The 25,907-nt window shown below is 34.1% G+C and carries 24 protein-coding genes, 1 pseudogene and 1 other annotated feature; of the genes and pseudogenes, 20 read left to right on the top strand and 5 right to left on the bottom strand.

The window, feature by feature from the left end; genetic code table 11:
- Positions 1-5 precede the first annotated feature (5 nt).
- The 11 genes from MKO96_RS26030 (at position 6) to srtB (ending at position 16,355) form a co-directional block, all read left to right on the top strand.
- Positions 6-2,366 carry an endonuclease MutS2 gene (locus MKO96_RS26030; protein WP_240589126.1) on the top strand — a complete coding sequence of 787 codons (2,361 nt, stop codon included), beginning with the start codon at positions 6-8 and terminating at the stop codon, positions 2,364-2,366.
- A 224-nt stretch (positions 2,367-2,590) separates the two neighbouring features.
- Entirely contained in the window at positions 2,591-5,317 is a 2,727-nt protein-coding gene (locus MKO96_RS26025; protein ID WP_240589125.1) for a KAP family P-loop NTPase fold protein, read from the top strand.
- A 79-nt stretch (positions 5,318-5,396) separates the two neighbouring features.
- Positions 5,397-6,086 carry a 23S rRNA pseudouridine(2604) synthase RluF gene (locus MKO96_RS26020; protein WP_240589124.1) on the top strand — a complete coding sequence of 230 codons (690 nt, stop codon included), beginning with the start codon at positions 5,397-5,399 and terminating at the stop codon, positions 6,084-6,086.
- Positions 6,087-6,194: 108 nt separating this feature from the next.
- Positions 6,195-6,445, top strand: a binding site (T-box leader).
- Between the two features lie 115 nt (positions 6,446-6,560).
- Positions 6,561-7,886 (top strand): branched-chain amino acid transport system II carrier protein BrnQ6, encoded by a 1,326-nt coding sequence (gene brnQ6 / locus MKO96_RS26015; RefSeq protein WP_087982274.1) that lies wholly within the window; start codon positions 6,561-6,563, stop codon positions 7,884-7,886.
- Positions 7,887-8,346: 460 nt separating this feature from the next.
- Positions 8,347-9,057, top strand: a complete 711-nt coding sequence (gene isdC, locus MKO96_RS26010) for a heme uptake protein IsdC (RefSeq protein ID WP_240589123.1) — start codon at positions 8,347-8,349, stop codon at positions 9,055-9,057.
- 23 nt (positions 9,058-9,080) lie between these two features.
- Entirely contained in the window at positions 9,081-9,539 is a 459-nt protein-coding gene (locus MKO96_RS26005) for an NEAT domain-containing protein (protein ID WP_240589122.1), read from the top strand.
- A 28-nt stretch (positions 9,540-9,567) separates the two neighbouring features.
- The gene (locus MKO96_RS26000) at positions 9,568-12,837 is read left to right on the top strand and encodes an NEAT domain-containing protein (protein ID WP_240589121.1); all 3,270 of its coding nucleotides are present in this window, start codon (positions 9,568-9,570) and stop codon (positions 12,835-12,837) included.
- Between the two features lie 69 nt (positions 12,838-12,906).
- Positions 12,907-13,788: a heme ABC transporter substrate-binding protein IsdE gene (gene isdE / locus MKO96_RS25995; RefSeq protein ID WP_240589120.1), complete on the top strand. Its 882-nt coding sequence runs from the start codon at positions 12,907-12,909 to the stop codon at positions 13,786-13,788.
- 27 nt (positions 13,789-13,815) lie between these two features.
- The gene (locus tag MKO96_RS25990) at positions 13,816-14,799 is read left to right on the top strand and encodes a FecCD family ABC transporter permease (RefSeq protein ID WP_001036828.1); all 984 of its coding nucleotides are present in this window, start codon (positions 13,816-13,818) and stop codon (positions 14,797-14,799) included.
- On the top strand, positions 14,789-15,559 hold the full coding sequence (locus MKO96_RS25985; protein ID WP_240589119.1) for an ABC transporter ATP-binding protein: 771 nt from the start codon (positions 14,789-14,791) through the stop codon (positions 15,557-15,559). The genes MKO96_RS25990 and MKO96_RS25985 overlap by 11 nt, the downstream gene beginning before the upstream one ends.
- A gap of 31 nt (positions 15,560-15,590) precedes the next feature.
- A complete protein-coding gene (gene srtB, locus MKO96_RS25980; RefSeq protein ID WP_087982261.1) occupies positions 15,591-16,355 on the top strand; it encodes a class B sortase in 765 nt (254 codons plus the stop codon).
- Between the two features lie 68 nt (positions 16,356-16,423).
- Here the strand turns inward: srtB and isdG are convergent, their stop codons facing one another.
- Positions 16,424-16,747, bottom strand: coding sequence for a heme oxygenase (isdG, locus tag MKO96_RS25975; RefSeq protein WP_000587825.1), 324 nt, complete (start codon positions 16,745-16,747; stop codon positions 16,424-16,426).
- 295 nt (positions 16,748-17,042) lie between these two features.
- On the opposite strand from isdG, the gene MKO96_RS25970 reads away from it, so the two are divergent.
- A complete protein-coding gene (locus MKO96_RS25970) occupies positions 17,043-18,242 on the top strand; it encodes a class I SAM-dependent rRNA methyltransferase (RefSeq protein ID WP_240589118.1) in 1,200 nt (399 codons plus the stop codon).
- A 39-nt stretch (positions 18,243-18,281) separates the two neighbouring features.
- Here the strand turns inward: MKO96_RS25970 and MKO96_RS25965 are convergent, their stop codons facing one another.
- Complete coding sequence (locus MKO96_RS25965) at positions 18,282-18,476, bottom strand: YwbE family protein (RefSeq protein WP_001014310.1); 195 nt, start codon at positions 18,474-18,476, stop codon at positions 18,282-18,284.
- The gene (locus MKO96_RS25960) at positions 18,477-18,650 is read right to left on the bottom strand and encodes a hypothetical protein (protein ID WP_048544295.1); all 174 of its coding nucleotides are present in this window, start codon (positions 18,648-18,650) and stop codon (positions 18,477-18,479) included. It abuts the gene before it with no gap.
- A 170-nt stretch (positions 18,651-18,820) separates the two neighbouring features.
- Between MKO96_RS25960 and MKO96_RS25955 the strand changes: the two genes are divergently transcribed.
- The 7 genes from MKO96_RS25955 (at position 18,821) to MKO96_RS25925 (ending at position 24,019) form a co-directional block, all read left to right on the top strand.
- Positions 18,821-19,513, top strand: a complete 693-nt coding sequence (locus tag MKO96_RS25955; RefSeq protein WP_240589117.1) for a response regulator transcription factor — start codon at positions 18,821-18,823, stop codon at positions 19,511-19,513.
- A gap of 1 nt (position 19,514) precedes the next feature.
- Positions 19,515-20,450 (top strand): HAMP domain-containing histidine kinase, encoded by a 936-nt coding sequence (locus MKO96_RS25950; protein WP_240589116.1) that lies wholly within the window; start codon positions 19,515-19,517, stop codon positions 20,448-20,450.
- Between the two features lie 125 nt (positions 20,451-20,575).
- Positions 20,576-21,499: an ABC transporter ATP-binding protein gene (locus MKO96_RS25945; protein WP_240589115.1), complete on the top strand. Its 924-nt coding sequence runs from the start codon at positions 20,576-20,578 to the stop codon at positions 21,497-21,499.
- Positions 21,492-21,653, top strand: a complete 162-nt coding sequence (locus tag MKO96_RS25940) for a hypothetical protein (RefSeq protein ID WP_002112131.1) — start codon at positions 21,492-21,494, stop codon at positions 21,651-21,653. The genes MKO96_RS25945 and MKO96_RS25940 overlap by 8 nt, the downstream gene beginning before the upstream one ends.
- Before the next feature lie 34 nt (positions 21,654-21,687).
- The gene (locus MKO96_RS25935) at positions 21,688-22,392 is read left to right on the top strand and encodes an ABC transporter permease (protein ID WP_240589114.1); all 705 of its coding nucleotides are present in this window, start codon (positions 21,688-21,690) and stop codon (positions 22,390-22,392) included.
- A 37-nt stretch (positions 22,393-22,429) separates the two neighbouring features.
- On the top strand, positions 22,430-23,299 hold the full coding sequence (locus tag MKO96_RS25930; RefSeq protein WP_240589113.1) for a DUF4097 family beta strand repeat-containing protein: 870 nt from the start codon (positions 22,430-22,432) through the stop codon (positions 23,297-23,299).
- A gap of 24 nt (positions 23,300-23,323) precedes the next feature.
- Positions 23,324-24,019 (top strand): ABC transporter permease, encoded by a 696-nt coding sequence (locus MKO96_RS25925; RefSeq protein ID WP_002190820.1) that lies wholly within the window; start codon positions 23,324-23,326, stop codon positions 24,017-24,019.
- Between the two features lie 62 nt (positions 24,020-24,081).
- Here MKO96_RS25925 and MKO96_RS25920 read toward each other — a convergent pair whose 3' ends face one another.
- Both MKO96_RS25920 and MKO96_RS25915 read right to left on the bottom strand, forming a co-directional pair.
- Entirely contained in the window at positions 24,082-24,378 is a 297-nt protein-coding gene (locus tag MKO96_RS25920) for a YfjL-like protein (RefSeq protein WP_240589198.1), read from the bottom strand.
- 64 nt (positions 24,379-24,442) lie between these two features.
- Positions 24,443-24,946, bottom strand: coding sequence for a DinB family protein (locus tag MKO96_RS25915; protein ID WP_240589112.1), 504 nt, complete (start codon positions 24,944-24,946; stop codon positions 24,443-24,445).
- Between the two features lie 511 nt (positions 24,947-25,457).
- Between MKO96_RS25915 and MKO96_RS25910 the strand changes: the two are divergent.
- A pseudogene (locus MKO96_RS25910) lies at positions 25,458-25,907 on the top strand (BclA C-terminal domain-containing protein); the annotation flags it as partial.

Here is a 25,907-nt window from a genome sequence, read left to right as displayed (position 1 = left end):
GCAACATGTTAGAAAGAACGTTGCGTGTATTAGAATACAATAAAGTAAAAGAACAATTACTTGAACATACAGCCTCTTCACTTGGCCGTGACAAAGTGAAGCATTTAGTGCCAAGTACTGATTTTGAAGAAATTGTAGAAATGCAAGATACAACGGATGAAGCAGCGAAAGTCATTCGTTTAAAAGGTAGTGCACCATTAGGTGGTATTACGGATATTCGCTCAAATGTGAAGCGTGCAAAAATTGGAAGTATGTTAAGCCCAAATGAACTACTTGATATTGCCAATACGATGTATGGTAGTCGCAATATGAAACGTTTCATTGAAGATATGGTTGATAATGGTGTCGAGCTTCCAATTTTAGAAACTCATGTCGCTCAAATTATATCTTTATATGATTTAGAAAAGAAAATTACAAATTGTATCGGTGATGGCGGTGAAGTAGTCGATAGCGCAAGTGATAAATTGCGTGGTATTCGTACTCAAATTCGTACTGCGGAAAGCCGTATTCGTGAAAAGTTAGAAAACATGACGCGTTCTTCTAACGCGCAAAAGATGCTGTCTGACGCGATTGTAACGATTCGTAACGAACGTTACGTAATCCCAGTAAAACAAGAATATCGCGGTGTATATGGCGGTATAGTTCACGATCAATCAGCTTCTGGGCAAACGTTATTTATTGAACCACAAGTCATTGTAGAGTTAAATAACGCGCTTCAAGAAGCACGAGTGAAAGAAAAACAAGAAATCGAACGCATCTTATTGATGTTAACAGAAGAAGTGGCAGTAGAAGCAGATATCGTTTTATCTAACGTAGAAGTAGTTGCGAATCTTGACTTTATCTTTGCGAAAGCTTTTTATGCGAAGCGAATTAAAGCAACGAAGCCAATCGTAAATAACGAGCGCTATATGGATTTAAGACAAGCACGTCATCCGCTTATTGATCCAGAAATTATCGTGCCAAATAACATTATGTTAGGTAAAGATTTCACGACAATTGTTATCACAGGACCGAATACAGGTGGTAAAACAGTTACGCTGAAAACAGTTGGTATTTGTGTATTAATGGCGCAATCTGGCCTTCACATTCCAGTAATGGATGAGTCAGAGATTTGTGTATTTAAAAATATCTTTGCCGATATCGGTGATGAGCAATCGATTGAACAAAGTTTAAGTACGTTCTCCTCACATATGGTGAACATTGTTGATATTTTAGAAAAAGCTGATTTTGAAAGCTTAGTTCTATTCGATGAATTAGGTGCTGGAACAGACCCGCAAGAAGGGGCTGCATTAGCAATTTCAATTTTAGATGAAGTATGTAATCGTGGTGCTCGCGTTGTTGCTACGACGCATTACCCAGAATTAAAAGCATACGGATATAACCGTGAGAAAGTTATTAATGCGAGCGTTGAGTTCGACGTGAATACATTAAGCCCAACGTATAAATTATTAATCGGTGTACCAGGACGTAGTAATGCCTTTGAAATTTCGAAGCGCCTTGGATTATCTGATCGCGTGATTGATCAAGCTCGTAACCACATTAGTACAGATACAAACAAAATTGAAAATATGATTGCGAAGTTAGAAGAAAGTCAAAAGAATGCAGAGCGTGACTGGAACGAAGCAGAAGCACTTCGCAAGCAATCTGAAAAACTGCATCGAGAATTACAGCGTCAAATTATTGAATTTAATGATGAGCGCGATGAAAAATTATTAAAAGCGCAAAAAGAAGGGGAAGAAAAAGTCGAAGCTGCAAAGAAAGAAGCAGAAGGCATTATTCGAGAACTTCGTCAATTGCGTAAAGCACAGCTTATAAACGTGAAAGACCATGAGCTTATTGAAGCAAAGAGCCGTCTAGAAGGTACGGCGCCAGAGCTTGTGAAGAAACAAAAAGTAAACGTGAAAAACACAGCGCCAAAACAACAATTACGCGCAGGTGATGAAGTAAAAGTGTTAACGTTCGGTCAAAAAGGTCAATTGCTTGAAAAAGTAAGTGATACAGAGTGGAGCGTACAAATTGGTATTCTGAAGATGAAAGTGAAAGAATCCAATATGGAATACATTAATACACCGAAGCAAACTGAGAAAAAAGCAGTCGCAAGTGTGAAGGGTAGAGATTATCACGTTTCGTTAGAGCTTGATCTTCGCGGTGAACGTTATGAAGATGCAATGATGCGCGTTGAAAAATATTTAGACGATGCACAGCTTGCAAGCTATCCGCGCGTATCAATTATTCACGGTAAAGGAACAGGAGCGCTTCGCCAAGGTGTACAAGATTACTTGAAGAAACATCGCGGTGTGAAAAACTACCGCTACGGTGACATGGGCGAGGGAGGCCTAGGCGTAACAGTTGTCGAATTAAAATAGCAAACAACGAAACAAAGGGGAACCATTATATGTTTATGGACAAACTTGCAAAAGTATTGTTAGCTTGTTGCGGAATGTTTTTGGTGATTGGGGTTATTTATTTAGTTGTTTTTGCGAAGTAAAGAATTATTAATGGCGTCATTCCCTAATGGTGAATGGCGCTGTTTTACTTAGAAAGAACAGTAGTCGTTATAAGAGAGTATCAAGAAGAGGAATAGGTATATATGAATATGAAGAAGCTTTTTGGAGTTGGTATAGGGAGTATATTTATCTATTTTATATTATCTGTTTGTAGAATGAATCTATCTACTTTGAACAGTTTACTTGAAAATAACATGATGAAATTATTTCTTATAGCAAGTTTTACATTTGTATTATGTTTTGTAAGTTATATAAATATTAACTTGGAACGTAAAGGTTTGTATTACAAAGAATATGAATATTTTCCAAAACGTTATTTAGTACAAATGATGTTTTGGTTTGGAATAGGGTTTAATTATTTAACTCCACCGTTCTATCAAATGAATTTCCAAGGGAATCTATTATCAGTCTTATTTGATATGGTTTTTTATTATTCAATGAGTAGCTTATGTGTTTTTGGAATACTTTTGGTTGAAAAGATTGTAAGAAAACAAAAATCAAAGAAATTACAAGAGTCGAAAAGTAGTAGTAAACCATATTTTTATTCTGATAACCCAGTTAGTAATAATAGAGACGATAAATTGAACAGAGAAAAATTTGTTAATCATGTTATTAGTAGCTTAAATAAGATAAATGGAGAAAATTTAACAATCGGATTTTATGGTAAGTGGGGATCAGGAAAAACATCTATTTTCAAGATGATTAAAGAAAAAATTGAGGATGAAAATAATAAGGATGAATACTTAATTTTTGAATTTAAGCCTTGGTATTTTGGAAAAGAAGATCATGAAATAATTGTTGAATTTCTCGAGCAATTATTAAACGAAATAAGGAAAAAGAGTGGGTTTGACCCTGAAATTGAAAAAAATATTATTAAATATTCAAGTGCTCTTTCTTCTGTTAGCTTGCGTTTACCAGGTGTCACAATTAATTTAAAAGAAACTCACAGCTTAATCGAAGAATTATTTGGTAAGAAATCACAAAGTATAAAGGATATTAAAGAGGCTATTGAAGAGTTACTTAAAAATTCCGATAAAAAAATTGTAGTATTTATCGATGATATAGACAGGCTAAATAAAGAAGAGATTCAAACAATATTTAGGTTAGTAAGATTAATTTGCGATTTTCCTAACATAACATATATTGTAGCGTTAGATGAAGAGATTGTCGCTTCTGCTTTAGCTGAATTGCATGGAAAAGATGAGAATGGTGATGCTAAAAAGGTTGGTAGAGACTATTTAGAGAAGTTTATTCAAATCCCTTTGTATATACCAGAAACGGATGTCTATAGTTTAAATGAAATACTATGGAATGGTGTGAGCAAGGTTTTAGACGAGAATGATTTGGGGAGCAAATCTGAATTTTTAAGAATGGAATTTTCGAGTGTTAATCGATTAATTGATTTGCAAAAGTTTGAATTTAGTCCCCGAAATATTAACCGATATTTGAATACATTAAAGTTTATGGTGCCACTTTTAAAAGATGAAACTCATATTGATGATTTGCTCTATTTATTATTTATTAAAGTTAGTGCACCGGGGTTATATGAGATTATTAGAGTATCCTCGCCTGAACTTTTAGGAAATAATGTAAATAATTATAATTGGGTAAAGGAAGAATTTGAAAAGAAATACCCAGGATATGAAAAGATAATAAAAAAAATATTTCCTGATTTTGGAGTTTCAATTAAGGGCGATCAGGATTCTACGAAGTATTATGCAATAGAAAGAAAGAAACGAATTTGTTCAGAAGCTTATTTTAACCGATATTTTATGTATGATGTATCAGAAAGTGAAAGGGTTCTATCTAAATTCTTTGAGGAGTTAAAATTTCAACCATTAGAAGATCTAAGTGGGCGATTTGAAAGCTTTTTGAATTTGTATTCTGTTGAGAAAGTTTTTTCTGTTGTGGAATATAATATGAAAAAATTTAATGAGATGCAGTATACAAATGTAATAGCAATATTACAAGAATTGCTTATAAAAGAGCGTGATAAAAAAATTAGTTATCAAGAGGAAGAATATGTAAGGCTAATTGCTGTACTAAGTATTTATTTGGGAGCAAGTGAAAAGAACCCAATTTTCCATAAGGAATTAGATATATGGCTATTACCCAGAATTAATAAAATCTTAAATGAATATATAAGTGGGATAAATGATGTTAGTAAAATTAATCGAGTTTCAGTAAATGAAGTTCAATATTTGATTGACAATTTAAAGAAGATTTTAAGGGAATATATGGTGCTTCATAGTTCCATAGATATTTTAAATAAATATAGTTTTGGGGTTAACGGTGAATTCTTTTCATTATGGAATAACATAGAAGATACAGAAAAAAAGCGGAAAATTATTAGACAGTGGATACAAAAAAAGGATGATCTTGAGATGCTAATTCCGCTAATACTTTATCCAATCGGTGGAGAGGGTGGAGAGAATAGAAATCTTATAGGGCGATATGCTAGGATTATTGAGTTAGTAGATGTAGAAATAATAAACCATTATTTAGAATTAGACGAAAATAGCAAAAAGTATAATGGAGCAGAATATCCTAATTTATCTAAGCTGAGAAACATAGTGGAAAATATAGGAGAATACCTTGTTTATACATTAAATTGGGTAATAGAGCAAAAAGATTACAGTGAGAATAATTTGACAACTAGATTTGGAAATATAGACTATCAAGAGTCTATATTCATAAATAAGATTGAAGAAAACTTAAAATGTTTGGAGAAGTATGGGAGCGAAGAAGTACAATCTATAATAGAGAACAGTGCTATCGAGTTACAGAATAGAAATATTATAAGCCGTTAATCAACCCTGAGGTCCTATAGATATCACTATGGGCTGATGCGTCTTATTTATAAATAATCTATACAAAAAGGAATAAAACATGAAAATCAACCAATACATAAGCGAAGCAAAATCCTGTTCAAGACGTGAAACAGATCGTCTCATTAAAGCAGAACGCGTGGCTATTAACGGCGAAATATGTATGCACGGTGCACTCGTGAGTGATGGTGATGTAGTAACGATTGATGGACAGGTTATTGCAAAAGAAGAGAAAGAAAAGGTGTATATCGCCTTTCATAAACCAGTTGGCATTACTTGTACAGCAGCTGATCATATTGAAGATAATATTATTGACTATATCAATTACCCAGAGCGTATCTTTCCTGTTGGGCGATTGGATAAAGCGTCAGAAGGACTTATTTTATTAACAAATGACGGTGCGATTGCGAATCAAATTTTACACGGAGATCATGAGCACGAGAAAGAATATGTTGTCACAGTCGATAAACCTTTTACAGATTGGTTTATTGATGAGATGTCCAGAGGTGTAAAGATTAAAGATGGCATGACAAAGCCATGTAAAGTGAAGAGAGTCGATCAGTCTACATTTCGCATCGTTTTAACGCAAGGGATGAACAGACAAATTCGTAGAATGAGCCGAGCTTTCGGGTTTACTGTAACAAAATTAAAGCGAGAACGCATTATGAATATAGAGCTAAATGATCTTGAAGTAGGAAATTGGCGAGACATTACAGCTGAAGAATTAGAATTATTAATAGGACAGCTATAGGGAGGAAAAATTTTCTCCCTATATTTTTTTGTCAGAAAAAATAAAACTATTGATTTTTTAAAAAATAGCCCATATAATAAAAAACAACAAGTTTCGACAAGATATTTTATAAAAGTAATGATGAGGACATGAGTTGTTTTTGACGATTCTCAGAGAGGGAAGCCTAGGCTGTGAGCTTCCTAATACGGAAAGACAAACTTACCACCTCTAAACTTCAAGAGTGAACTGCATGATGCATTGTAATTCTTGGCGGATAAAACCGTTATCAATTTACACGAGCTATAAAATGAGCTTATTTTGTTATAAATTCATTTTATTAGAATAAGGGTGGAACCACGATTTCAACACTCGTCCCTTTGTTAGGGACGGGTGTTTTTTGCGTTCTTTTACGGGGAAGTATGCTTGAAAGAGGATATGTGACGGATTTTAATTCAGAATATTTTGTTAATATAAAAATTTAGGAGGTTAGTAGAAATGAAATCATCTTTAAAGTTTTCTGAGATGTTTGCAATAAGTTTAATGTTGTTTGCACTATTTTTTGGTGCAGGTAATATGATTTTCCCGCCGGCTTTAGGGCAAGGTGCTGGAACAGACGTATGGATCGCGTTATTTGGCTTTATCGTAACAGGTGTTGGATTACCTTTATTAGGGGTAATTGTTATAGCTCTAAAGGGAGATATTAATGAGCTAGCGGGACGTGTACACCCTGTATTCGCACTTGTTTTTATCACTGCAATTTATTTATGTTTAGGCGTATTCGTAAGTGTTCCGCGTACAGGAACAGTTGCTTATGAAATGAGCGTTGCACCATTTTTACCAAGTGAGATAGCTGGTCAATCTTATCCACTTGTTATCTTTACATTCATTTTCTTTGCAGTAACTTTCTATTTAGCTTTAAACCCATCGAAATTAGTGGGCCGCATCGGTAAAGTATTAACTCCGATTTTGTTAGCTGTTATAGCAATTATCGTAGGTAAAGCAATTATTACACCAATTGGAGAATTTGGTGCACCGACAGAAGCGTATAATGCTCCGCTCTTTAAAGGTTTTATTGATGGCTATTTAACTTTAGATGGACTTGCAGCACTTGTTTTCGGAAATGTTGTTATTAATGCTTTAAAAGCAAAAGGCGTTACAAATAAGAACAGCATTGCAAAAGTAACAATCTTTGCAGGATTTATTGCAGCGCTCGGTTTACTACTTGTTTATTTAGCACTTGCTTATCTGGGAGCTTCTAGTGTGTCTCTTGGAATGGGAGCAAACGGAGGGATTATTTTAACAAACGTTGTAAATCATTTATTTGGTAGTTACGGAACTCTATTATTAGGGATCGCAATTACAGCGGCATGTTTAACAACTTCTGTAGGTATTGTTGCAGCTTGTGGAGAATATTTTTCTTCCTTATTACCAAAGCTTTCTTATCAAAAAGTCATTTTCATTTTCTGTGTATTAGCATTTATGGTAGCGAATCTTGGATTAACTCAGTTAAATGCATTAGCATTACCAATTTTAATTGCAATTTACCCAATTGGTATCGTACTGATTGTATTATCACTTGTTGAAAACTATATTCGTCTTCCATTAGCTATGTATGTAGGTGGTATTGTAGGCGCATTTGCAATTAGCTTCTTTGATGGATTGCATAATGCAAATCTTCAAGTAGCGGCTCTTGCTCCTATTTTAGATAAAATTCCATTATATAGTGTAGGGATTGGTTGGCTAGTTCCGGGTATCATTGGAATTGCAATTGGATATGTAGTTTCTTTATTTCAAAAGCAAGAAATTGCTGTAGAAAAATAAGGGGAAGAGGCTTTCTTTAAAAGAAAGCCTCTTTTTTTGTAGAAAAATTATATATAGAAGAATTCGGATATTAAAAAAATTATACGTAATATAGTTGACAAAAAAATTACCAGTAGGCTAAGATTGACTTAGTTGTGGAAATATTGGAAGGAAAGAGGTTTTCTATGACTATATCATTTTTGTAAGAAGAGGTGATAGAACGATAGAATTAGGCGGTTTATTTTTTTTGAACTTCGTTGAGAATGATAATCAATAAAATGATGAAAGAGTTTTATGTTTATTCTTATAGGAAAAATTGGTGGGATTATTTTTTTACCTATCAATGAGAATGATAATCAATACATTTCTAACTACATATTGTTACTCGTTATAAAATAGAGATAGAAAGATTATTTTTTTCTTATATATTGAGAATAATTATCATTTTCAAAAAAAGGAAAACAAGGAGGCAGTAAGGTAAATGAGAAAGTTTTCGGTATTACCCGCTTTTATTATGACATTCGTATGTATGCTAGCTTTTTTCGTAGTGCCATTTGGACAAGCTTCGGCAAATGTAGCTGACGGTACTTACGATATTAACTATGTCATACAAAAAGCAGAAAATGATTCAGCTTCAATGGCAAATGATTATTTTGAAAAACCAGCTAAGTTAATTGTGAAAAATGGTGAGATGAGGGTACAAATTCCTATGAATCATAGTGCTTGGATTACAGAATTTAAAGCACCAGAGAACGGGAACTTTGTTGATGCAAAAGTTGTTAGTAAAGATGAATCTGCAGATAAAAGAACTGTAGAGTTTAAAATAGACGACCTATCTAAACCAGCAGCTGTAAAAATTCATGTTGTTGTACCTAACGTAAATTATGACCATAACTACACAATTCGCTTTGCGTTTGATGCAAATGTAAAAGCGGTAGGTGGAGAGAATAAGGTAACTGCTGCAACAAAGAATAATGATCAGACAAAAACAGATACAAAAGTAAAAGAAGAAGTGAAGAAAGAAGAGAATAAAGAAACAAATAAAGAGGCGAACAAAGGAACAAATGAAAGTGGTAAAGCTGAAAAAACAGATAACCCAAAAACAGGCGATGAAGCACGCATCGGATTATTTGCAGTGTTAATTCTTATTTCAGGTGTTTTCTTAATTCGTAAAGTGAAGTTAAGTAAATAAATCTTTTGAAGGGTGATGAATATATGTTTAAACAATTTAAAATGATTATTGCCGTATTTGCTGTTTTATTTACGTTTATAGCAACACTAGGTTTACAAGATACAAAGGCTGCTACAAAATTGGCTGATGGAAAATATAATATTGCTTTTACTGTATGGAAAGGCGATAAAGATGAATCATCTAGAATGAATAGTTATTTTGAAAGTCCGGCAACATTAACAGTTAAAGATGGAAAACAATATGTTTCATTCAAATTGAAAGATAGTACTTCTATTAAAAGTTTACAAGTAGAAAAAAATGGTCAATTCGTAGAAGCTACTGTGTTAAGTGAAAATACAAAAGAGAATACTAGAGTTGTAGAATTTGAAGTTGCTGACTTGTCAAAAAAACTAAATGGCAAGGTGAAAATTAATATCCCAATTATTAATTATAATGCTTCATATGATATTCGTTTTGTATTTGATGGGAACATAAATAATTAAAAAATTTTCAAAAGGGAGAGTCGTTCCATTGAACAGGTATGTAAAAATTATTGTTGCTATGTTTTTAATGGTATTTACATTCGTATCAACATTACAACCACTTGCAGTTCAAGCAGCTACCCAGTTGGCTGACGGTGAATATTCAATCGGTTTCAAAGTTCTTAAGGATACATCAGATGAAGAATCTATGATGAATCAATACTCTGTAAGTCCAGGAACTTTAAAAGTGAAGGATGGGAAGAAGAAGGTATCCTTTACGTTAGAACATAGTTCATGGATTACGAAGTTTGAAACAGAAAAAAGTGGCCAGTTTGTTGCGACAAATGTAATTAGTGAAGATAAAGAAAAAGATACACGAGTAGTAGAATTTGAAGTGGACGATGTAGAGAAAGTATTAAATGCGAAAGTAAAAGTAGACATAGACTTTTTAAATTATCATCATGACTATGATGTGCGTATTGCATTTGATCAAAATAGTGTTACACCGATTCATGTAGAAAAACCAAATGAAAAAGAGGATCCAGCAAACAAGCCAGATCCAAATGAAAAACCGGATCCAAGTCAGAAGCCCGACCAAAAGCCTGACCCAGATCAACAACCCAATTCTAACACAATTAACGATGGGAATTATAGTATTCCATTTAAAGTGTTAAAAGATAAGACAGATGAAGAATCTAAGATGAATACTTACATGGTAAATCCAGGAGTATTAACAGTAGAAAACGGTAAGAAAAAGGCAATTGTAACACTAACAAGTAGCTCATTAATTAAAAATTTCCAAACGGAAAAAGATGGTGCATTTGTTGATGCGAAAGTAGTGAGTGAAGATAAAGAAAAAGATACACGAGTAGTAGAGTTTGAAGTGGACGATTTATCTAAAAAACTAAATGCAAAAGTATTTATCGAAATGGCATCAAGAAACTATAAGCAAACACATGATGTGCAACTTTTATTTGGACAAGATAAGCTTGAACAAATTAAAAACGAAGAGAAACAACCGGATGGAGATAAAAAGCCGGAAGTAGAAAAACCAGAAGTTGAAACAATTAAAGATGGAGAGTACAGCATTCCATTTAAAGTATTAAAAGATAAGACAGATGAAGAATCTAGAATGAAAGACAAGCTAATAAGTCCAGCAGTATTAAAAGTAGAAAATGGTAAGAAAAAAGCGACTGTAACATTAACAGATAACGCATCAATTAAAAATTTCCAAACAGAAAAAGATGGTTCATTTGTTGATGCGAAAGTAGTAAGTGAAGATAAAGAGAAAAATACAAGAGTAGTAGAATTTGAAGTAGACAGTTTATCTAAAAAGTTTAATGCAAAAGTATTTATTGAAGTGGCATCACAAAATTATAAACAAACGCATGAATTACAACTTCAATTTAATCAAGATAAATTAGAGCCAATTAAGAACGAAGAAAAGCAACCAGATGGAGATAAAAAGCCAGAGGTAGAGAAACCAGAAGTAGAGAAGCCGAATGTTGAAACAATGAAAGACGGCGAATACAGCATCAGTTTCAAAGCTTTAAAAGATCAAACAGAAGAAATTTCAATGATGAACACGTATACGAAGAGTCCAGGCGTGTTAAAAGTGAAAGATGGTAAAAAATATGTATCATTCACATTAACGAATAGTGCATGGATTACAAAGTTTGAATTTGAGAAAAATGGTTCGTTTGTTAATGCGAGTGTATTAAGTGAAGATAAAAAAGCCGATACACGCGTAGTGGAAGTGGAAGTAGACGATTTATCTAAAAAGTTAAATGCAAAAGTAAAAGTAGATATCGATTCAATGAATTATCATCATTTCTACGACATTCAATTTGCATTTGATAAAGGTAGCATTAAACCGTTAGATAACCAAGGCGGAAACAATAACCAAGGTGGAAACAATAACCAAGGCGGAAACAATAACCAAGGTGGAAACGATAACCAAGGCGGAAACGATAACCAAGGCGGAAACAATAACCAAGGTGGAAACGATAACCAAGGCGGAAACAATAACCAAGGTGGAAACGATAACCAAGGTGGAAACGATAACCAAGGCGGAAACGACAACCAAGGCGGAAACAACAACCAAGGTGGAAACAATAACCAAGGTGGAAACAATAACCAAGGTGGAAACAATAACCAAGGTAACAACACAACCATTGATCCAAAAGCCCTTAAAGATGGTGAATACAGCATTGGCTTTAAAGTTCTAAAAGATAAAACAGAAGAAATCTCAATGATGAACACATATACAAAGAGTCCAGCTGTACTAAAAGTGAAAGATGGTAAGAAGTATGTATCGTTTACATTAACGAATAGTGCATGGATTACAAAGTTTGAGTTTGAAAAGAATAGTTCTTTTGTTAACGCAAAAGTGTTAAGTGAGAATAAAGAGCAAAATACGAAAGTAGTAGAGTTAGAAGTAGATGATTTATCTAAAAAATTAAACGCAAAAGTAAAAGTAGATATTGATGCGATGAATTATCACCATTTCTACGATGTTCAATTTGTATTTGATCAAGATAGTATTAAAGTTTTAGGTAGCCAAGGCGGAAACGACAACCAAGGCGGAAACGACAACCAAGGTGGAAACGGCAACCAAGGCGGAAACGATAACCAAGGTGGAAACGACAACCAAGGGGGAAATAATCAACCAAAAGTAATAGTTGATCCGAAAAATTTAGTGGATGGTCAATATGATATTCCATTTAAAGTGTTAAAAGATAAAACAAATGAGTTTTCAAAGATGCATGACTATACTGTACACCCAGCAAAATTAATCGTTAAAGATGGTAAAAAGTACATTGAGATGACGTTGAAAAATAGTGCATGGATTACAAAATTCCAAACGGAAAATAACAGTCTTTTTGCTGATGCGAAAGTAGTAAGCGAAGATAAAAATGCAAATACGAGAGTAGTGCAATTTGAAGTAAGTGATTTATTTGCAAAATTAAATGCAAAAGTAAAAGTTGATATCAACGAAATGAACTACCATCATTTCTACGATGTCCAAATTCAATTTGATACAAATAATATTGGTGCGTTAGGAACGATTAAAGAGGATCCAAAAAATGATCCGAACAATCCGGTGATTACACCGAAAGTAGATAATGTGAAAAAAGTAGATAATCCTGATTTTAACCGAAATGCAGATGATACGAAGAAAAAAGAAGATCAAAAAAATGATTCGAAAAAAGAGAAAAACTCAAAAACGGCAGATACAGCACAACTAGGTTTATACATGGTGCTATTGCTTGGGTCACTTGCTTTACTAGTTCGTAAATATAGAGCAGGAAGATTGTAATTTTTGGAGTCTTGATGCATGTTCGCATGCATCAAGACTTGTTTCATATTGTTTGGAAAGGAGTGGTGATTGAGAGTGAAGAAAATTGCTAGTGTACTAATGGCTATCATTCTATTAGTGAGTATAGCTGGATGCTCGGCGCCCAAAAAAGAAGCAGCAAAACAGGTAAAGAGTGAGAGTAAAGAGAGAATTGTTGCAACGACAGTTGCTGTTACTGAAATTATGGATGCGTTAGAAGTAGATTTAGTTGGTGTTCCAACAAGTACGAAAGATTTACCAAAGAGATATAAAGGTTTACCTGAAGTCGGGAATCCGATGAGTCCTGATATGGAAAAGGTAAAATCGTTAAAGCCGTCAGAAGTTTTATCCGTGACAACACTTGAATATGAATTAAAGCCAGTTTTTGATGGTGTGGGCATGAAAGCAAACTTTTTAGATTTAACAAGCTTGAAAAATATGCAAAATTCCATTAGCGATTTAGGTAAGCGATATGGACGTGAAAAACAGGCTGAAGCAGTTGTAACGAAGTTAGATAACAAGGTTGTAGAGATTAAAAAAGCAGTAAAGGGAAAGAAAGAACCGACAGTGCTTATTTTATTAGGTGTACCAGGGAGTTATTTAGTAGCAACAGAGCATTCTTATATTGGAGATTTAGTGAAACAACTAGGTGGTAAAAATATTGTGCAAGGTGAACAAGTAGAGTATTTAGCTTCTAATACAGAGTATTTAAAAAAAGCTGATCCAGATATTATTTTACGAGCAGCTCATGGTATGCCTGATGAAGTTGTGAAAATGTTTGATAAAGAATTTAAAACAAATGATATTTGGAAACATTTCGCTGCAGTTAAAAATAACCGTGTTTACGATTTAGAAGAGCGCTTATTTGGGACGACAGGTAATCTAGCAGCAATTGAAGCGTTAGATGAATTGAAAAAAATGATGTATCCGTGATGCATTTTAATATAAAGGAAGAGTGGAATGAATAAAAAAACTTGGAGTTTCCTCATTGTTACTGCATTGCTTATTGTTATGACATCATTGTCAGCGATGAAAGGGAGTTTAGAAATAGGTATTGTTGAGCTTGTGCAAGGGATATTTACAGGGGGGAATGAAGATGTTGAAGTGATTAAAGATTTACGTTTCCCACGTATTATTATTGCACTATTTACTGGAGCAGCTCTGGCCGTTTCAGGTGTGCTTTTTCAAGCTGTTATGAAAAATCCACTTGCTGATGCTGGGGTAATTGGGATATCTTCTGGAGCAAGTTTTATGACACTTGTTATTATTACGTTATTCCCGCAATTCTTTTTCTGGACACCCGTATTCGCCTTTTTAGGTGGTGCGTTTGCATGTTATCTCGTTTATGCATTTTCATGGAAGTCAGGGTTAAGTCCGCTTCGCATTATTTTAGTTGGTATAGCTATTAATGCAATGTTCACTGGATTAAATGAATCGTTCATTACGATTTGCGGATACTTCATTAAGAGTATTAAGCAAACGACGACTTCTAACATAACGATGAAGACGTGGGGCGATGTAGAAATAATGGTTACATATGGAACAATTGGTCTTATTCTTGCTCTGTTTGTAGGAGCTTGGTGTAACTTATTATCGCTACAAGATAAGACTGCGAAAAACTTAGGTTTGCACGTGACGAGAGTTCGTCTTATTATTTCTGCTATTGCAGTACTTTTAGCAGCAGTATCAACAGCGATTGCAGGTGTTATTGCTTTCGTAGGATTACTCGTTCCGCACATTTCAAGACAACTAGTCGGTTCGGATCATAAAGTATTAATTCCATTTTCTGCTCTTGCAGGAGCGTTATTAATTTTGACGGCGGATACGATTGGAAGGTTAATTGTGCCACCTAACGAAATACCAGCAGCGACGATTATGGCAGTAATTGGTGGCCCATTCTTAATATTCTTGCTTAGAAAGAGTGATAAAGTTCATGGAAATTAAAAATGTAACCTTTTCGTATGATAATGTAACGGATCGATTAAAGTCGGTTAGTAGTGAAATAGAAATTGGTAAAATTACAACAATTATTGGTCCAAACGGTTGCGGGAAATCGACATTACTTGGCGTGATGTCAAGAAATCACGACCCTCGTAGCGGAGAGATAATACTCGATGGGAAGGCGATTAGTCAATATAAACCAAAAGAGTTTGCTAGAAAGTTAGCCGTTGTCCATCAACAAAATGAAGCACCGGCAGACATGACGGTAGAGAAATTAACAAGTTATGGTCGTATGCCTCATAAAAATGTTTTTTCCTCGCAAACTGATGAAGATAGAGAAGCAATCGAAAGGGCTTTAGCATGTACGAATTTGCTAAGTAAACGTGATAAAGAGATTCACGCTTTATCTGGTGGAGAAAGACAACGTGTTTGGATTGCCATGACGTTAGCTCAGAAAACACCAATGCTCTTTTTAGATGAACCGACAACATATTTAGATATTTATTATCAACTTGAAATATTAGAGCTAGTAAAAGAGTTAAATGAAGTACATGGATTGACAATCGTTATGGTATTACATGATATCAATCAGGCGATTCGCTATAGTGATCATATTATCGTTATGAAAGACGGCGAAATTGTTACGAAAGGTAAGCCGAATGATGTTGTGACAGAAAGTATGATAAAGACGATATACGGTGTAGATGTCGTTGTAAAGCAAGATGAAGATACAGGGTTGTATATGGTCCCAATGGGTATTTAAATATGCGAACAATCCGTTTTGAGGTGATGATTTGAGTAGTAAAAAAGAACGGAAGAAGAATTCTTTTTTTCAACGAATACTTACAGTTGTTTTTTTAGGTACCTTTTTCTATTCAGTATATGAATTAGGTGATATTTTCATGGATTACTATGAAAATCGTAAAGTAATGGCCGAAGCACAAAACATTTATGAAAAGAGTCCGATGGAAGAGCAATCACAAGACGGGGAAGTACGTAAACAGTTCAAAGCTCTGCAGCAAATTAACCAAGAAATAGTTGGATGGATTACGATGGATGATACACAAATTAATTATCCAATCGTTCAGGCGAAAGACAATGATTACTATTTATTTCGTAATTATAAAGGTGAAGATATGAGAGCAGGAAGCATTTTTATGGACTATCGTAATGATGTGAAATCTCAAAATCGAAATACTATTTTATATGGTCACCGTATGAAAGATGGTTCTATGTTTGGAAGTTTAAAGAAAATGTTAGATGAAGAGTTCTTCATGTCTCATCGTAAATTATATTACGATACATTATTTGAAGGATATGATCTTGAAGTGTTCTCGGTGTATACAACAACAACTGATTTTTATTACATTGAAACGGATTTTAGCAATGATACGGAATACACATCATTTTTGGAGAAAATTCAAGAAAAATCGCTGTACAAAACGGATACAAAATTGACTGCAAGTGATCAAATCGTAACACTTTCGACGTGTGACTATGCACTTGATCCGGAAGCAGGAAGGTTAGTCGTGCATGCGAAACTAGTAAAAAGGCAGTAAATAAAAAAGTATAGAATATGAGAAGTGGTAACGCTTCTCATATTCTATACTTTAAAAAAGAAATATGTTTACTGTGCTGCAGCCATTGGCATACGTACAACTTCAACATTGTAGTAAGTGATTTTATTATCAAGAATATATTCTGGCATCCCGCCTTGATGTGAGTGAGCATCTTTAAATGCTGAGCTTTTCGTCCAACCTTGGAAATCTTCTTTTGCATTCCAGCGTGTGCTAATTGTTACTTCATCATAATCAACTGTATTTTGCGTTAAAAGAACTTCTAATCCTAAAAAGCCTGGCATCGTTTCGACTTGACCTACTTTATTAAAACGCTCAATTAATTTATGCCCATTTCCCTTTGTAATTTTAGCTGTATTTGTAACAATAATCATGTTTTATTCCTCCTATAAATGTAGCCTTTATTTTCGAGAACTCATATACATTAAATGATAATGAAAATCATTATCATTGTCAATGGTAAATGTGAAATAAATAAGTTTTTTTATTATTTTGGACAGTAAGATTTCCATTTCAAAATGTAGTAAATATGTGGCGGTTAAGTGAGAGAATGAGTGAGTTGTACTAGCAAAGCAATAATATGGTATAGTGAAACGAGGCTGTTTTTTCAGGCTCGTTTTTTAAATGCTTCCTATAGAGAAAGCATGCAAATGGAAAGGAAGTTATTATATGCGATCAGAAGTAACTGTAAAAATAAAACCGAAATTTATAAAAGAAATTAAAAGTGGATATCCGCTTATTTTAAAAGATGCGATTCAAAATTTAAATGATGTTCAGGAAGAAGGAACAATCATTAAAGTAGTAGATGAGAAGAACAATTTTGTCGGAAAAGGTTATTATGGAAAACAAAATAAAGGATACGGCTGGATTTTAACGAGAAAAGAGAGTGAACAAATTAATCAATCTTTCTTTGAAAGTAAAATAAAATCTGCCTTACATAAACGAAAGCAATTTTACAAATCAAGTGATACGACAGCATTCCGTGCCCTAAATGGTGAAGGTGATGGTCTTGGAGGCTTAATTATCGATTATTATGACGACTATTATGTAGTCAGTTGGTATAGTGAAGGGATTTATACTTTCAGAGATGAGATTATAGCAGCTCTTCAAAAAGTAGCAAACTTTAAAGGTATTTATGAGAAAAAGCGTTTTGATACGAAAGGGAAATACATTGAAGGCGATGATTTCGTAGCAGGAGTACGCGGTGAGTTCCCGCTTATCGTAAAAGAGAACGGTGTGAACTTTGCTGTTTATTTAAATGACGGAGCGATGGTTGGTGTATTTTTAGATCAGCGTAACGTTCGAAAACAAATTCGTGATAAATATGCAAAGGGGAGAACAGTATTAAATATGTTCTCTTATACAGGTGCTTTCTCTGTATTTGCAGCGCTGGGCGGAGCGAGTAAAACGACGAGTGTCGACCTTGCAAATCGTAGTTTAAGTAAAACGATTGAGCAATTTAGTGTAAATGAAGTTGATTATGAAGCGCAAGATATTATTGTAGAAGATGTATTTCTTTACTTCAAATATGCAGCTAAGAAAAAGATGAAATTTGATATGGTTGTACTTGATCCTCCAAGCTTTGCACGCTCAAAAAAATATACATTTAGTGCAGCGAAAGATTATAAAAACTTATTAAAAGAAACAATTGCGATTACAGAAAATAATGGGATTATCGTTGCCTCTACAAATTGTAGCGCATTCGATATGAAAAAGTTTAAAGGCTTTATCGATACAGCATTTAAAGAAATGAATGGTAAATACAAAATATTAGAAGAACATTCTTTACCAGAAGATTTTCGTACTATTGATCAATTCAAAGAAGGAGACTATTTAAAAGTAGTTTTCATCGAGAAAATTAAAGGTTAATAAAGAAAAAGGAGCTCGAGTTGACTTGAGCTCCTTTTCTTATTGAACGATATTTTGTACTCTACCGACTTGCCCGTCCTGCAATCGTACTTTAATGCCATGCGGATGAGAAGGGGAGTTTGTTAAAATATCTTTTACAATTCCACGTGTTAATTTACCAGTGCGTTGATCTTGTTTTAATACAATGTCAACTTCAAGACCGGGTGCGATATTAGAACGTTTTTGTCCGTTCATTTATACACCTGTACGTCTACGTTGGTTGTTTGTTTTCTTCGTTTGTTGGTTTTGTAATTTTTTCGTTGCTTGGCTTTGATTTGTATTATTTGCACCATTTCCATTTCCTTGCTTTTTCTTAGCAAGTTGTTCACGCATTAAATCAGCTAAGCTTACTTTTTTGTTTTCTGACATGATAAGTCTCCTTTATATAAAGTTAATTATGAACATTAGTAGTGAATTTTATCATATCATTGTTAAGGAAGGAAGGGAAGTTGGTTTGAAAATTCATATAATTCTTTCCAGTATTCATTCGTTACGATACAATTGAAATGTTAATGTTTGTAAAAAAAGGGGATAGACATATGTCACATCATATTTTATTAGTTGAAGATGATATTTCAATTCAAGAGATGGTGGAAAAGTATTTAATAAAGGAAGGTTTTCAAGTTACAATCGCGTCTGACGGGGAAGAAGGGGTGCAATCATTTTTTAAATCATCCTTTGATTTAGTTATCCTCGACATTATGATGCCAAAGCTAGATGGCTTAGAGGTTGTGCGAATCATTCGGGAAAAGAGTGCCGTTCCGATTTTAATGATGTCGGCAAAAGATACAGATGTTGATAAAGCTGTTGGATTAGGACTTGGAGCAGATGATTACATTTGTAAGCCGTTTTCTATGATTGAATTGGCTGCACGTGTAAAAGCGGGTATTCGGAGGTCTACGAAATATTCGGCTACAGAAACAACAGAAAAGATGATTCAAATTGGTGATTTAACAATTGACCCGATTAATTTTACGGTTGAAAAAAACGGGAAGCCCCTCAAACTTACTTTAAAAGAATTTGAGATTTTAAAGCTATTCGTAAAAAATCAAAATCGCGTATTTACGAAAGCACAAATATATACGTTAGTTTGGAACGAAGAGTATTACGGTGACGATAACGTTATTAATGTTCATATGAGAAGATTGCGTGAGAAAATCGAAAGTGATCCATCTAATCCAGAATATATTAAAACGTTATGGGGCATCGGCTATAAGTTGGAAGTGATGTAATATGGTCAATTTGTTAATAGGTATTATTTTTATATTTTTATGTGTCATTTACATACAGTATAAAATGAGGAAAAACAGTAGTGAAAATTTACGATACACATACGAAAAGTTAGAAAGTATTGTAAATGAACAAACAGGCGAGAAGTTACTCGTTATGACAGATAATCTAGAATTGCAAAAATTATTAGTGGCAATTAATCAACTATTAGATGCAAAACAGAAAACGAATGCAGATCATGCAAAAGTAGAAATTTCGATGAGAAAAATGCTTTCAAATATTTCACATGATTTAAAGACGCCACTAACAGTTATTCTTGGATATACAGAAATGTTAAATAAGGATAAAGCGATTAAAAAGGAAGAACAGCAAATATTACTTGAAAAGGTGCATGTGAAGACATTAGAGGTAATGGAACTAATTCATAAGTTTTTTGATTTAGCAAAATTAGAATCTGGTGACAAGGCAATCGAGATGACAAAAGTAAATATGAATGAAGTTTGTCGGGAGAAGATTTTGTCTTTTTATGATTTAGTGACGACGAAAGGATTTCAAGTTCATATTGATATACCAGAAAGAAATATATTTGCACTTGGAAATGTAGAAGTGTTAGGTAGAGTATTGAATAATTTAATATCCAATGCAATTACATATGGAGACGATGGAAAGACACTTGGTGTGACGTTAAGAGATGATGAAACGAGTGTGTATATAGATGTATGGGATACAGGAAAAGGAATTGATGAATCTCATATTGATAAAGTGTTTGAGCGTATGTACACACTTGAAGATTCCAGAAATAGATTGTACCAAGGGAGCGGTTTAGGGTTAACGATTACGAAAAGACTTGTGGAAGCGATGGATGGAAAAATACATCTTTCTAGTAAGCCGTATGAAAAAACAATTTTTACTGTTGTATTAAAAAAAATGCTGTTTTAGCTTGTAGAGAAGTAGATTCTACAAGCTTTTTTTCAGCGTAAGGAATTTGTAAGGAACGGGTAAGAAAAAAGAGAATTCCGTTGTCTATTATAGAAGTATAAGGTAGTGCGAAAGGAGATAGTGACATGACATATATATTAAAAACGAATCAGTTAACGAAAGTGTTTAAAGGGAAAGAAGTAATTTCTAGCGTTAACATGCATGTAAAAAAAGGTGAGATATATGGTTTCTTAGGACCGAATGGTGCAGGTAAAACAACGATTATGAAAATGATCACAAACTTAATAAAACCGACGAGTGGTGATATTGAAATTTTTGGTGAGAAGTTAACGGATACATCTTATGAATTGTTAAAGCGCATGGGGACAATTATCGAATATCCAATCTTTTATGATAAATTAACGGCGAAGGAAAACCTAGAATTACATTGTGAATATATGGGCTATTACGATAAAAATGCAATTGATCATGCTTTACATTTAGTGAAACTGCACGGTATAGATGATAAAAAAGTAAAAGACTTTTCATTAGGGATGAAGCAACGACTTGGTATTGCAAGGGCAATCATGACGAAGCCAGAATTACTCATTTTAGATGAGCCAATTAACGGTTTAGATCCAATTGGTATTAAAGAATTAAGAGACTTATTTAAAATGCTCTGCAAAGAATATGGTATTACGTTATTAGTCTCTAGTCATATTTTAGGCGAGATGGAACTAATGGCAGATACAATCGGTATGATTCAAAATGGAAAGCTAATAAAAGAAGTTTCAATGAAGAGTATTAACGGAAAACAAACAGAGTACATTGAAATTACTGTTCCTGATGTGAAGCGTGCAGCTTATATTTTAGAAGATAAACTCGGTATAAAAAATTACAAAATAATGAGTGGAAATATGATTCGTGTGTATGATACGGCAGCGACGCAGCAAGCTATTTCAAAAGCACTTATTATGAACGATGTAGAAATTGAAAGTATTAATAAGAAACATAGTTCCTTAGAAGAATATTTCTTAAATGTAATGGATGGAGAGGGCATTCATGCTTAATGGATTGTTAGTGAATCTAGTAAGTGGATTGATTGTAATGTTCATAAGTGGGATTTTATATTATAGAAAACCTGAGCGGAAATGGCCGTTAATTTTACTAGTGATAGGAATAGTAAGCGTAGTTACTGCTGGAATTAGAATGTTAGTAGCATAGAGATAGTTATGTCAGTAATGGAGGTGTGGTTTATATGTTTAAATTAATGAAACTTGAATGGAAGAAACATAAATTATCTAGTTACTTTAAAGGGGTAGCCATTTGTATTATAGCAATTTTTGCTGCGGTAAGTCTTATGGGGGTGGGAGCGAAAGGTGAAGCAGATGCGGCACTCACTGATTTCACAAAATATATGACTTTAGCAAACATATTTATTAGGATGACATTTCTTATTTTTAGTGCGGTCATTTTATCGCGTTTAGTAATTGATGAGTATAAGAATAAAACAATGCAACTATTGTTTATGTATCCACTGCAAAGGAAAAAGTTAATGAGAGCGAAATTAACAATTGTTTTTAGTTTTTGTTTTATTAGCATGATTATCGCTACGTTCACTATTAGTTTGCTCATATTTTTTATGAACCCAATGATAGGGCTAATTGAAACACCTATTACGATAGGAGAAATAATAGCTACCGTTCCAGCTACTTTTATAAGTGCATTTATGATATCTGGAATAAGTTTAATTCCTTTATTTTTTGGGATGAGAAAGAAATCAACACCGACAACGATTACTTCTGCAGTAATAATTGGGATGCTAATGAACAGTAACGTTGGTCCTGGAAACGGTCAAGTAAGTATGTATGATTTTATATTTATCCCAATTGTACTCTGTTTATTAGGAATTTTTATTAGTTATCTTTCGTATCGTAAAATCGACAAGATTGATGTAGCGTGAAGGAAGCTTAAAACAACGACGAACTGGGGTATGAACAGTGAAAAAAATAATAGTAATTGCAATTTTATTTCTGACAATTGCTAGTGTGATTTTTGGTTTTAAGACATTTCAGGGGAAAGATTTTAAGAAAGAAAAGTCTTTTGAGATAAATCATATAAAAGAAATAGAAGTGGACAATGAAAACTGGGATATTGAGTTGAAAAGTACAGATGCTGACAAAATAGTAATTTCGGCTCAAGGTAAACGAGTAGATAAAGAGATAGATCCCGTCGAAATAGAACATGAAGGAAATAAAGTTGTGATTAAGCAAAAGCAAAAGACGACCAGATTCTTTAATGGTTTTACGTTTCGGAAGAAAAATAGTATATCTATAGCTATTCCGAAGAAAAAAATAGATAAAATTGTATTAAATAATAAATCGGGTGATGTGAAAATAAGCGAAATAGAAGTGAAAAATATCGTGACAGAAAGTGAGTCTGGAGATGAAATGGTTGTAGGACTATCAGCCGAGAAAGGTGAATTCATAGCGCAAAATGGAGAATTAGCTGTAAAAGATAGTTCAGTACAAGAATTAAATATTAAGTCTGCGACTGGTGATAACTATATAACAAATGTAAGTAACTCAAATATGAACATTACTTCAACATCCGGGGAAGTATTACTGAAAGATATGAAAGAAGGAAAATCATTATTTGTAGAAACAAAATCAGGAGATATTGGCGTACGGTATAAAGGTGTTCCGACTTCTTTGAAACTTACGGCTAAAAGTAATTCGTCTGACGTAATGGTGAATGTAAAAGGACTTAAGAAAGATAAAAATACAGAAAAAATAAAAGAGGGAACTATTGGTGATGAAAAAAACGAAGTGAAGATTTTAAGTAAAACAGGAGCGATTTATATTGATTAAAATGTAAATGAAAGGAGGGCTATTATGCTACATCTTATGAAGCTAGAATTGAAAAAGTTTAAGCTTGGATGGTATGTAAGGGGAGCGATTATTGCAAATATCGCTATACTGGCATTAATGATCTTTACGAGCATCGTTGCTCAAGTAGAAGGTGATCCGGAAATAAGGGATCCGCAGATGATGTTGTTAACGGCTAGTACATTAGTAAGAGCAACATTTATTATTTTTGGTAGTGTATTAATCGCAAGGTTAATAATTAGTGAATATAAAAACAAAACAATCCTACTTATGTTTTCTTATCCTATTAATCGGAGGAAAATGATGAGTAGTAAGTTGGCCATTATAGCGATAGTAACATTTATAACAGTTATTTTATCTAACATTTTAGTAGTAGGAGTTTTCTTTGGGATAGATAGCTATTTTTCAATTCTTCCTAATTCATTCACAATAGATCAATTGAAGCAAGAAGGGATAAACCTTGTTCCTTTAGCCATTGCAACTGCGGGAATAAGTTTAATCCCTCTATATTTCGGAATGCGTAAACGTTCGGTGCCAACTACAATTGTTTCATCTCTGATTGTTGTATCAATCGCAATTAATAACACTCCTATGTTTTCTACAGCAACTTTTCTTCCCCTTCAACTAGCACTTGCTGCAATTGGAGTTGCGATTGCATATTACGGAATTAAAAATATAGAGAAGGAAGATATAACTGTATGACAAGAATAAGAAAAAAGAGTTGGCGTTACACCAACTCTTTTTTGTATATGTATGCTTCGTTACTACTCTGTAAATTTGGAGTGTTTGCTTAAATACTCTTGCACTCCTGGAGAAATATTAAAGTTATTAGGACTTTTATATTCGATAGTAAACTCTCCGTCTCTACTTGTCTCAAAGGAGATTGCATAGCTATTCATTTTAGCATCGTAAGAAGTATTTTTGACTTCCGCATCTAGATCAAAGTATTTTGTAATATATTCTTTTGTTTCCGTAATTGCTGTTTGTTTTCCCCAAGGGGTACCATAACTTGTGAAATAAAGAGATACGCTGATAACTCCAATAATAGAAGTTAGTAAAATAGTTTCACATGAAACAAGTTACAGAAAAAGACAAGATGTGTAAACACCTTGTCTTTTTCTGTTGTTACATTTTAGGAGCTTCCATTCCAGCCACAGCCCATTCTTCTTTTGCAGGACCATATACGCCAGGAACTGTTAAGCCGGCTTGTCGCATTAAAACTGTCATTTGCCCGCGATGGTGATTTTGATGATTAATAAGTGTCATTAAAAATATAGAATTCGGCATAGGGCGACCAAAGAAGTCATTAATAGTAGTTAAATCCTTATCAGTCCATTCGCTTTGAAGTGCTTCAACAAAAGTCGCATTCACTTTACGATACCCATCTGCAATTGTTTTAGCTGAAGTTGGAACAGGATAATCTTTCGTTTCCCCTTCAAACTTAAGCCCCGTACCAGATAGCATAACTGGAATTGCCGTCACGATATGCCAAGCAACTCTGCCTAATGTCCAGTGCCCATGTGCAATTTCTTGTGACAAAGACTCATCTGTTAATGCATCGAGCATCTTTTGAGTAGACTCAGCCTCGTATGTCCATGATTGTAGAAAGCCTTCAATAGTTTGGTACATATTTATCCCTCCTAGTTATGTTCATAGGTTACATTCGTGAAAAAAAGATAGTTTCCTTTTTTAACTAACCTTCCTTCTACTCTTCCTCATCAACCATAAGAAATAAGGTGCTCCAAGTACAGCAACGTTCAAATTTGTGTTAACGATAAAGAGTTGAATAATTGTTGAGCTGAGAGCTGAAATGCCGATTTCTATTAAAGCAAGGGCTATTGAGCTAAATCCTAATTTCCATGAAAAAAAGGGGAATTTTAACTGCAAGTAGTCCGCCGATGAATACACCAATTGGATTGAAGTTTATATGTATATGCAGAATGAAAAAAAAGAATTTCATTTGAGCAAGAAGGCGAAAGTACAAGCAAAAGGAGAGCAAATCGCATGTAATAATTAATAGAATGTATGGAATAAATCTGTGTTTATCCCGACTAGGTAAAGTATTTCTTTGTTATTTAAATAGATGTTTTTTAACTCGGCGATTGTACTTAAAAGATTGAATGTGAAGGAAGTGGTCAACATGTCTTCATGGCGCAATAATATAAATGGGTATTGTGAGTGTAATAATCAAAATGGTGTACATGTTGATTCTTGCTGTTTTAGTTGTGATGGGACAGTTCCTAAGCTGGGTCCAACAGGTCCGACGGGAGTAACAGGTTCAACAGGCCCAACAGGAGCGACGGGAGTAACAGGTTCAACAGGCCCAACAGGAGCGACGGGAGTAACAGGTTCAACAGGCCCAACAGGAGCGACGGGAGTAACAGGTTCAACAGGCCCAACAGGAGCGACGGGAGTAACAGGTTCAACAGGCCCAACAGGAGCGACGGGAGTAACAGGTTCAACAGGCCCAACAGGAGCGACGGGAGTAACAGGTTCAACAGGCCCAACAGGAGCGACGGGAGTAACAGGTTCAACAGGCCCAACAGGAGCGACGGGAGTAACAGGTTCAACAGGCCCAACAGGAGCGACG

This window comes from Bacillus sp. ES1-5 (assembly GCF_022487605.1).
Lineage (GTDB): Bacteria > Bacillota > Bacilli > Bacillales > Bacillaceae_G > Bacillus_A > Bacillus_A wiedmannii.
The sequence above is the reverse complement of the archived record's forward strand: the minus strand, read 5'-3'. Positions and strand labels throughout refer to the sequence as shown.

Excerpts from the sequence above, each read along its gene's own strand:
- MKO96_RS25970 (WP_240589118.1), top strand. The coding sequence starts at position 17,043 with ATGCGATCAGAAGTAACTGTAAAAATAAAACCGAAATTTATAAAAGAA.
- MKO96_RS26030 (WP_240589126.1), top strand. The coding sequence starts at position 6 with ATGTTAGAAAGAACGTTGCGTGTATTAGAATACAATAAAGTAAAAGAA.
- MKO96_RS25945 (WP_240589115.1), top strand. The coding sequence starts at position 20,576 with ATGACATATATATTAAAAACGAATCAGTTAACGAAAGTGTTTAAAGGG.
- MKO96_RS25965 (WP_001014310.1), bottom strand. The coding sequence starts at position 18,476 with ATGAACGGACAAAAACGTTCTAATATCGCACCCGGTCTTGAAGTTGAC.
- isdG (WP_000587825.1), bottom strand. The coding sequence starts at position 16,747 with ATGATTATTGTTACAAATACAGCTAAAATTACAAAGGGAAATGGGCAT.
- MKO96_RS25935 (WP_240589114.1), top strand. The coding sequence starts at position 21,688 with ATGTTTAAATTAATGAAACTTGAATGGAAGAAACATAAATTATCTAGT.
- MKO96_RS25940 (WP_002112131.1), top strand. The coding sequence starts at position 21,492 with ATGCTTAATGGATTGTTAGTGAATCTAGTAAGTGGATTGATTGTAATG.
- MKO96_RS25990 (WP_001036828.1), top strand. The coding sequence starts at position 13,816 with ATGAATAAAAAAACTTGGAGTTTCCTCATTGTTACTGCATTGCTTATT.
- MKO96_RS25985 (WP_240589119.1), top strand. The coding sequence starts at position 14,789 with ATGGAAATTAAAAATGTAACCTTTTCGTATGATAATGTAACGGATCGA.
- MKO96_RS26025 (WP_240589125.1), top strand. The coding sequence starts at position 2,591 with ATGAATATGAAGAAGCTTTTTGGAGTTGGTATAGGGAGTATATTTATC.
- MKO96_RS26005 (WP_240589122.1), top strand. The coding sequence starts at position 9,081 with ATGTTTAAACAATTTAAAATGATTATTGCCGTATTTGCTGTTTTATTT.
- MKO96_RS25925 (WP_002190820.1), top strand. The coding sequence starts at position 23,324 with ATGCTACATCTTATGAAGCTAGAATTGAAAAAGTTTAAGCTTGGATGG.
- isdC (WP_240589123.1), top strand. The coding sequence starts at position 8,347 with ATGAGAAAGTTTTCGGTATTACCCGCTTTTATTATGACATTCGTATGT.
- MKO96_RS26020 (WP_240589124.1), top strand. The coding sequence starts at position 5,397 with ATGAAAATCAACCAATACATAAGCGAAGCAAAATCCTGTTCAAGACGT.
- brnQ6 (WP_087982274.1), top strand. The coding sequence starts at position 6,561 with ATGAAATCATCTTTAAAGTTTTCTGAGATGTTTGCAATAAGTTTAATG.
- MKO96_RS25915 (WP_240589112.1), bottom strand. The coding sequence starts at position 24,946 with ATGTACCAAACTATTGAAGGCTTTCTACAATCATGGACATACGAGGCT.
- MKO96_RS25960 (WP_048544295.1), bottom strand. The coding sequence starts at position 18,650 with ATGTCAGAAAACAAAAAAGTAAGCTTAGCTGATTTAATGCGTGAACAA.
- MKO96_RS25955 (WP_240589117.1), top strand. The coding sequence starts at position 18,821 with ATGTCACATCATATTTTATTAGTTGAAGATGATATTTCAATTCAAGAG.
- MKO96_RS25950 (WP_240589116.1), top strand. The coding sequence starts at position 19,515 with ATGGTCAATTTGTTAATAGGTATTATTTTTATATTTTTATGTGTCATT.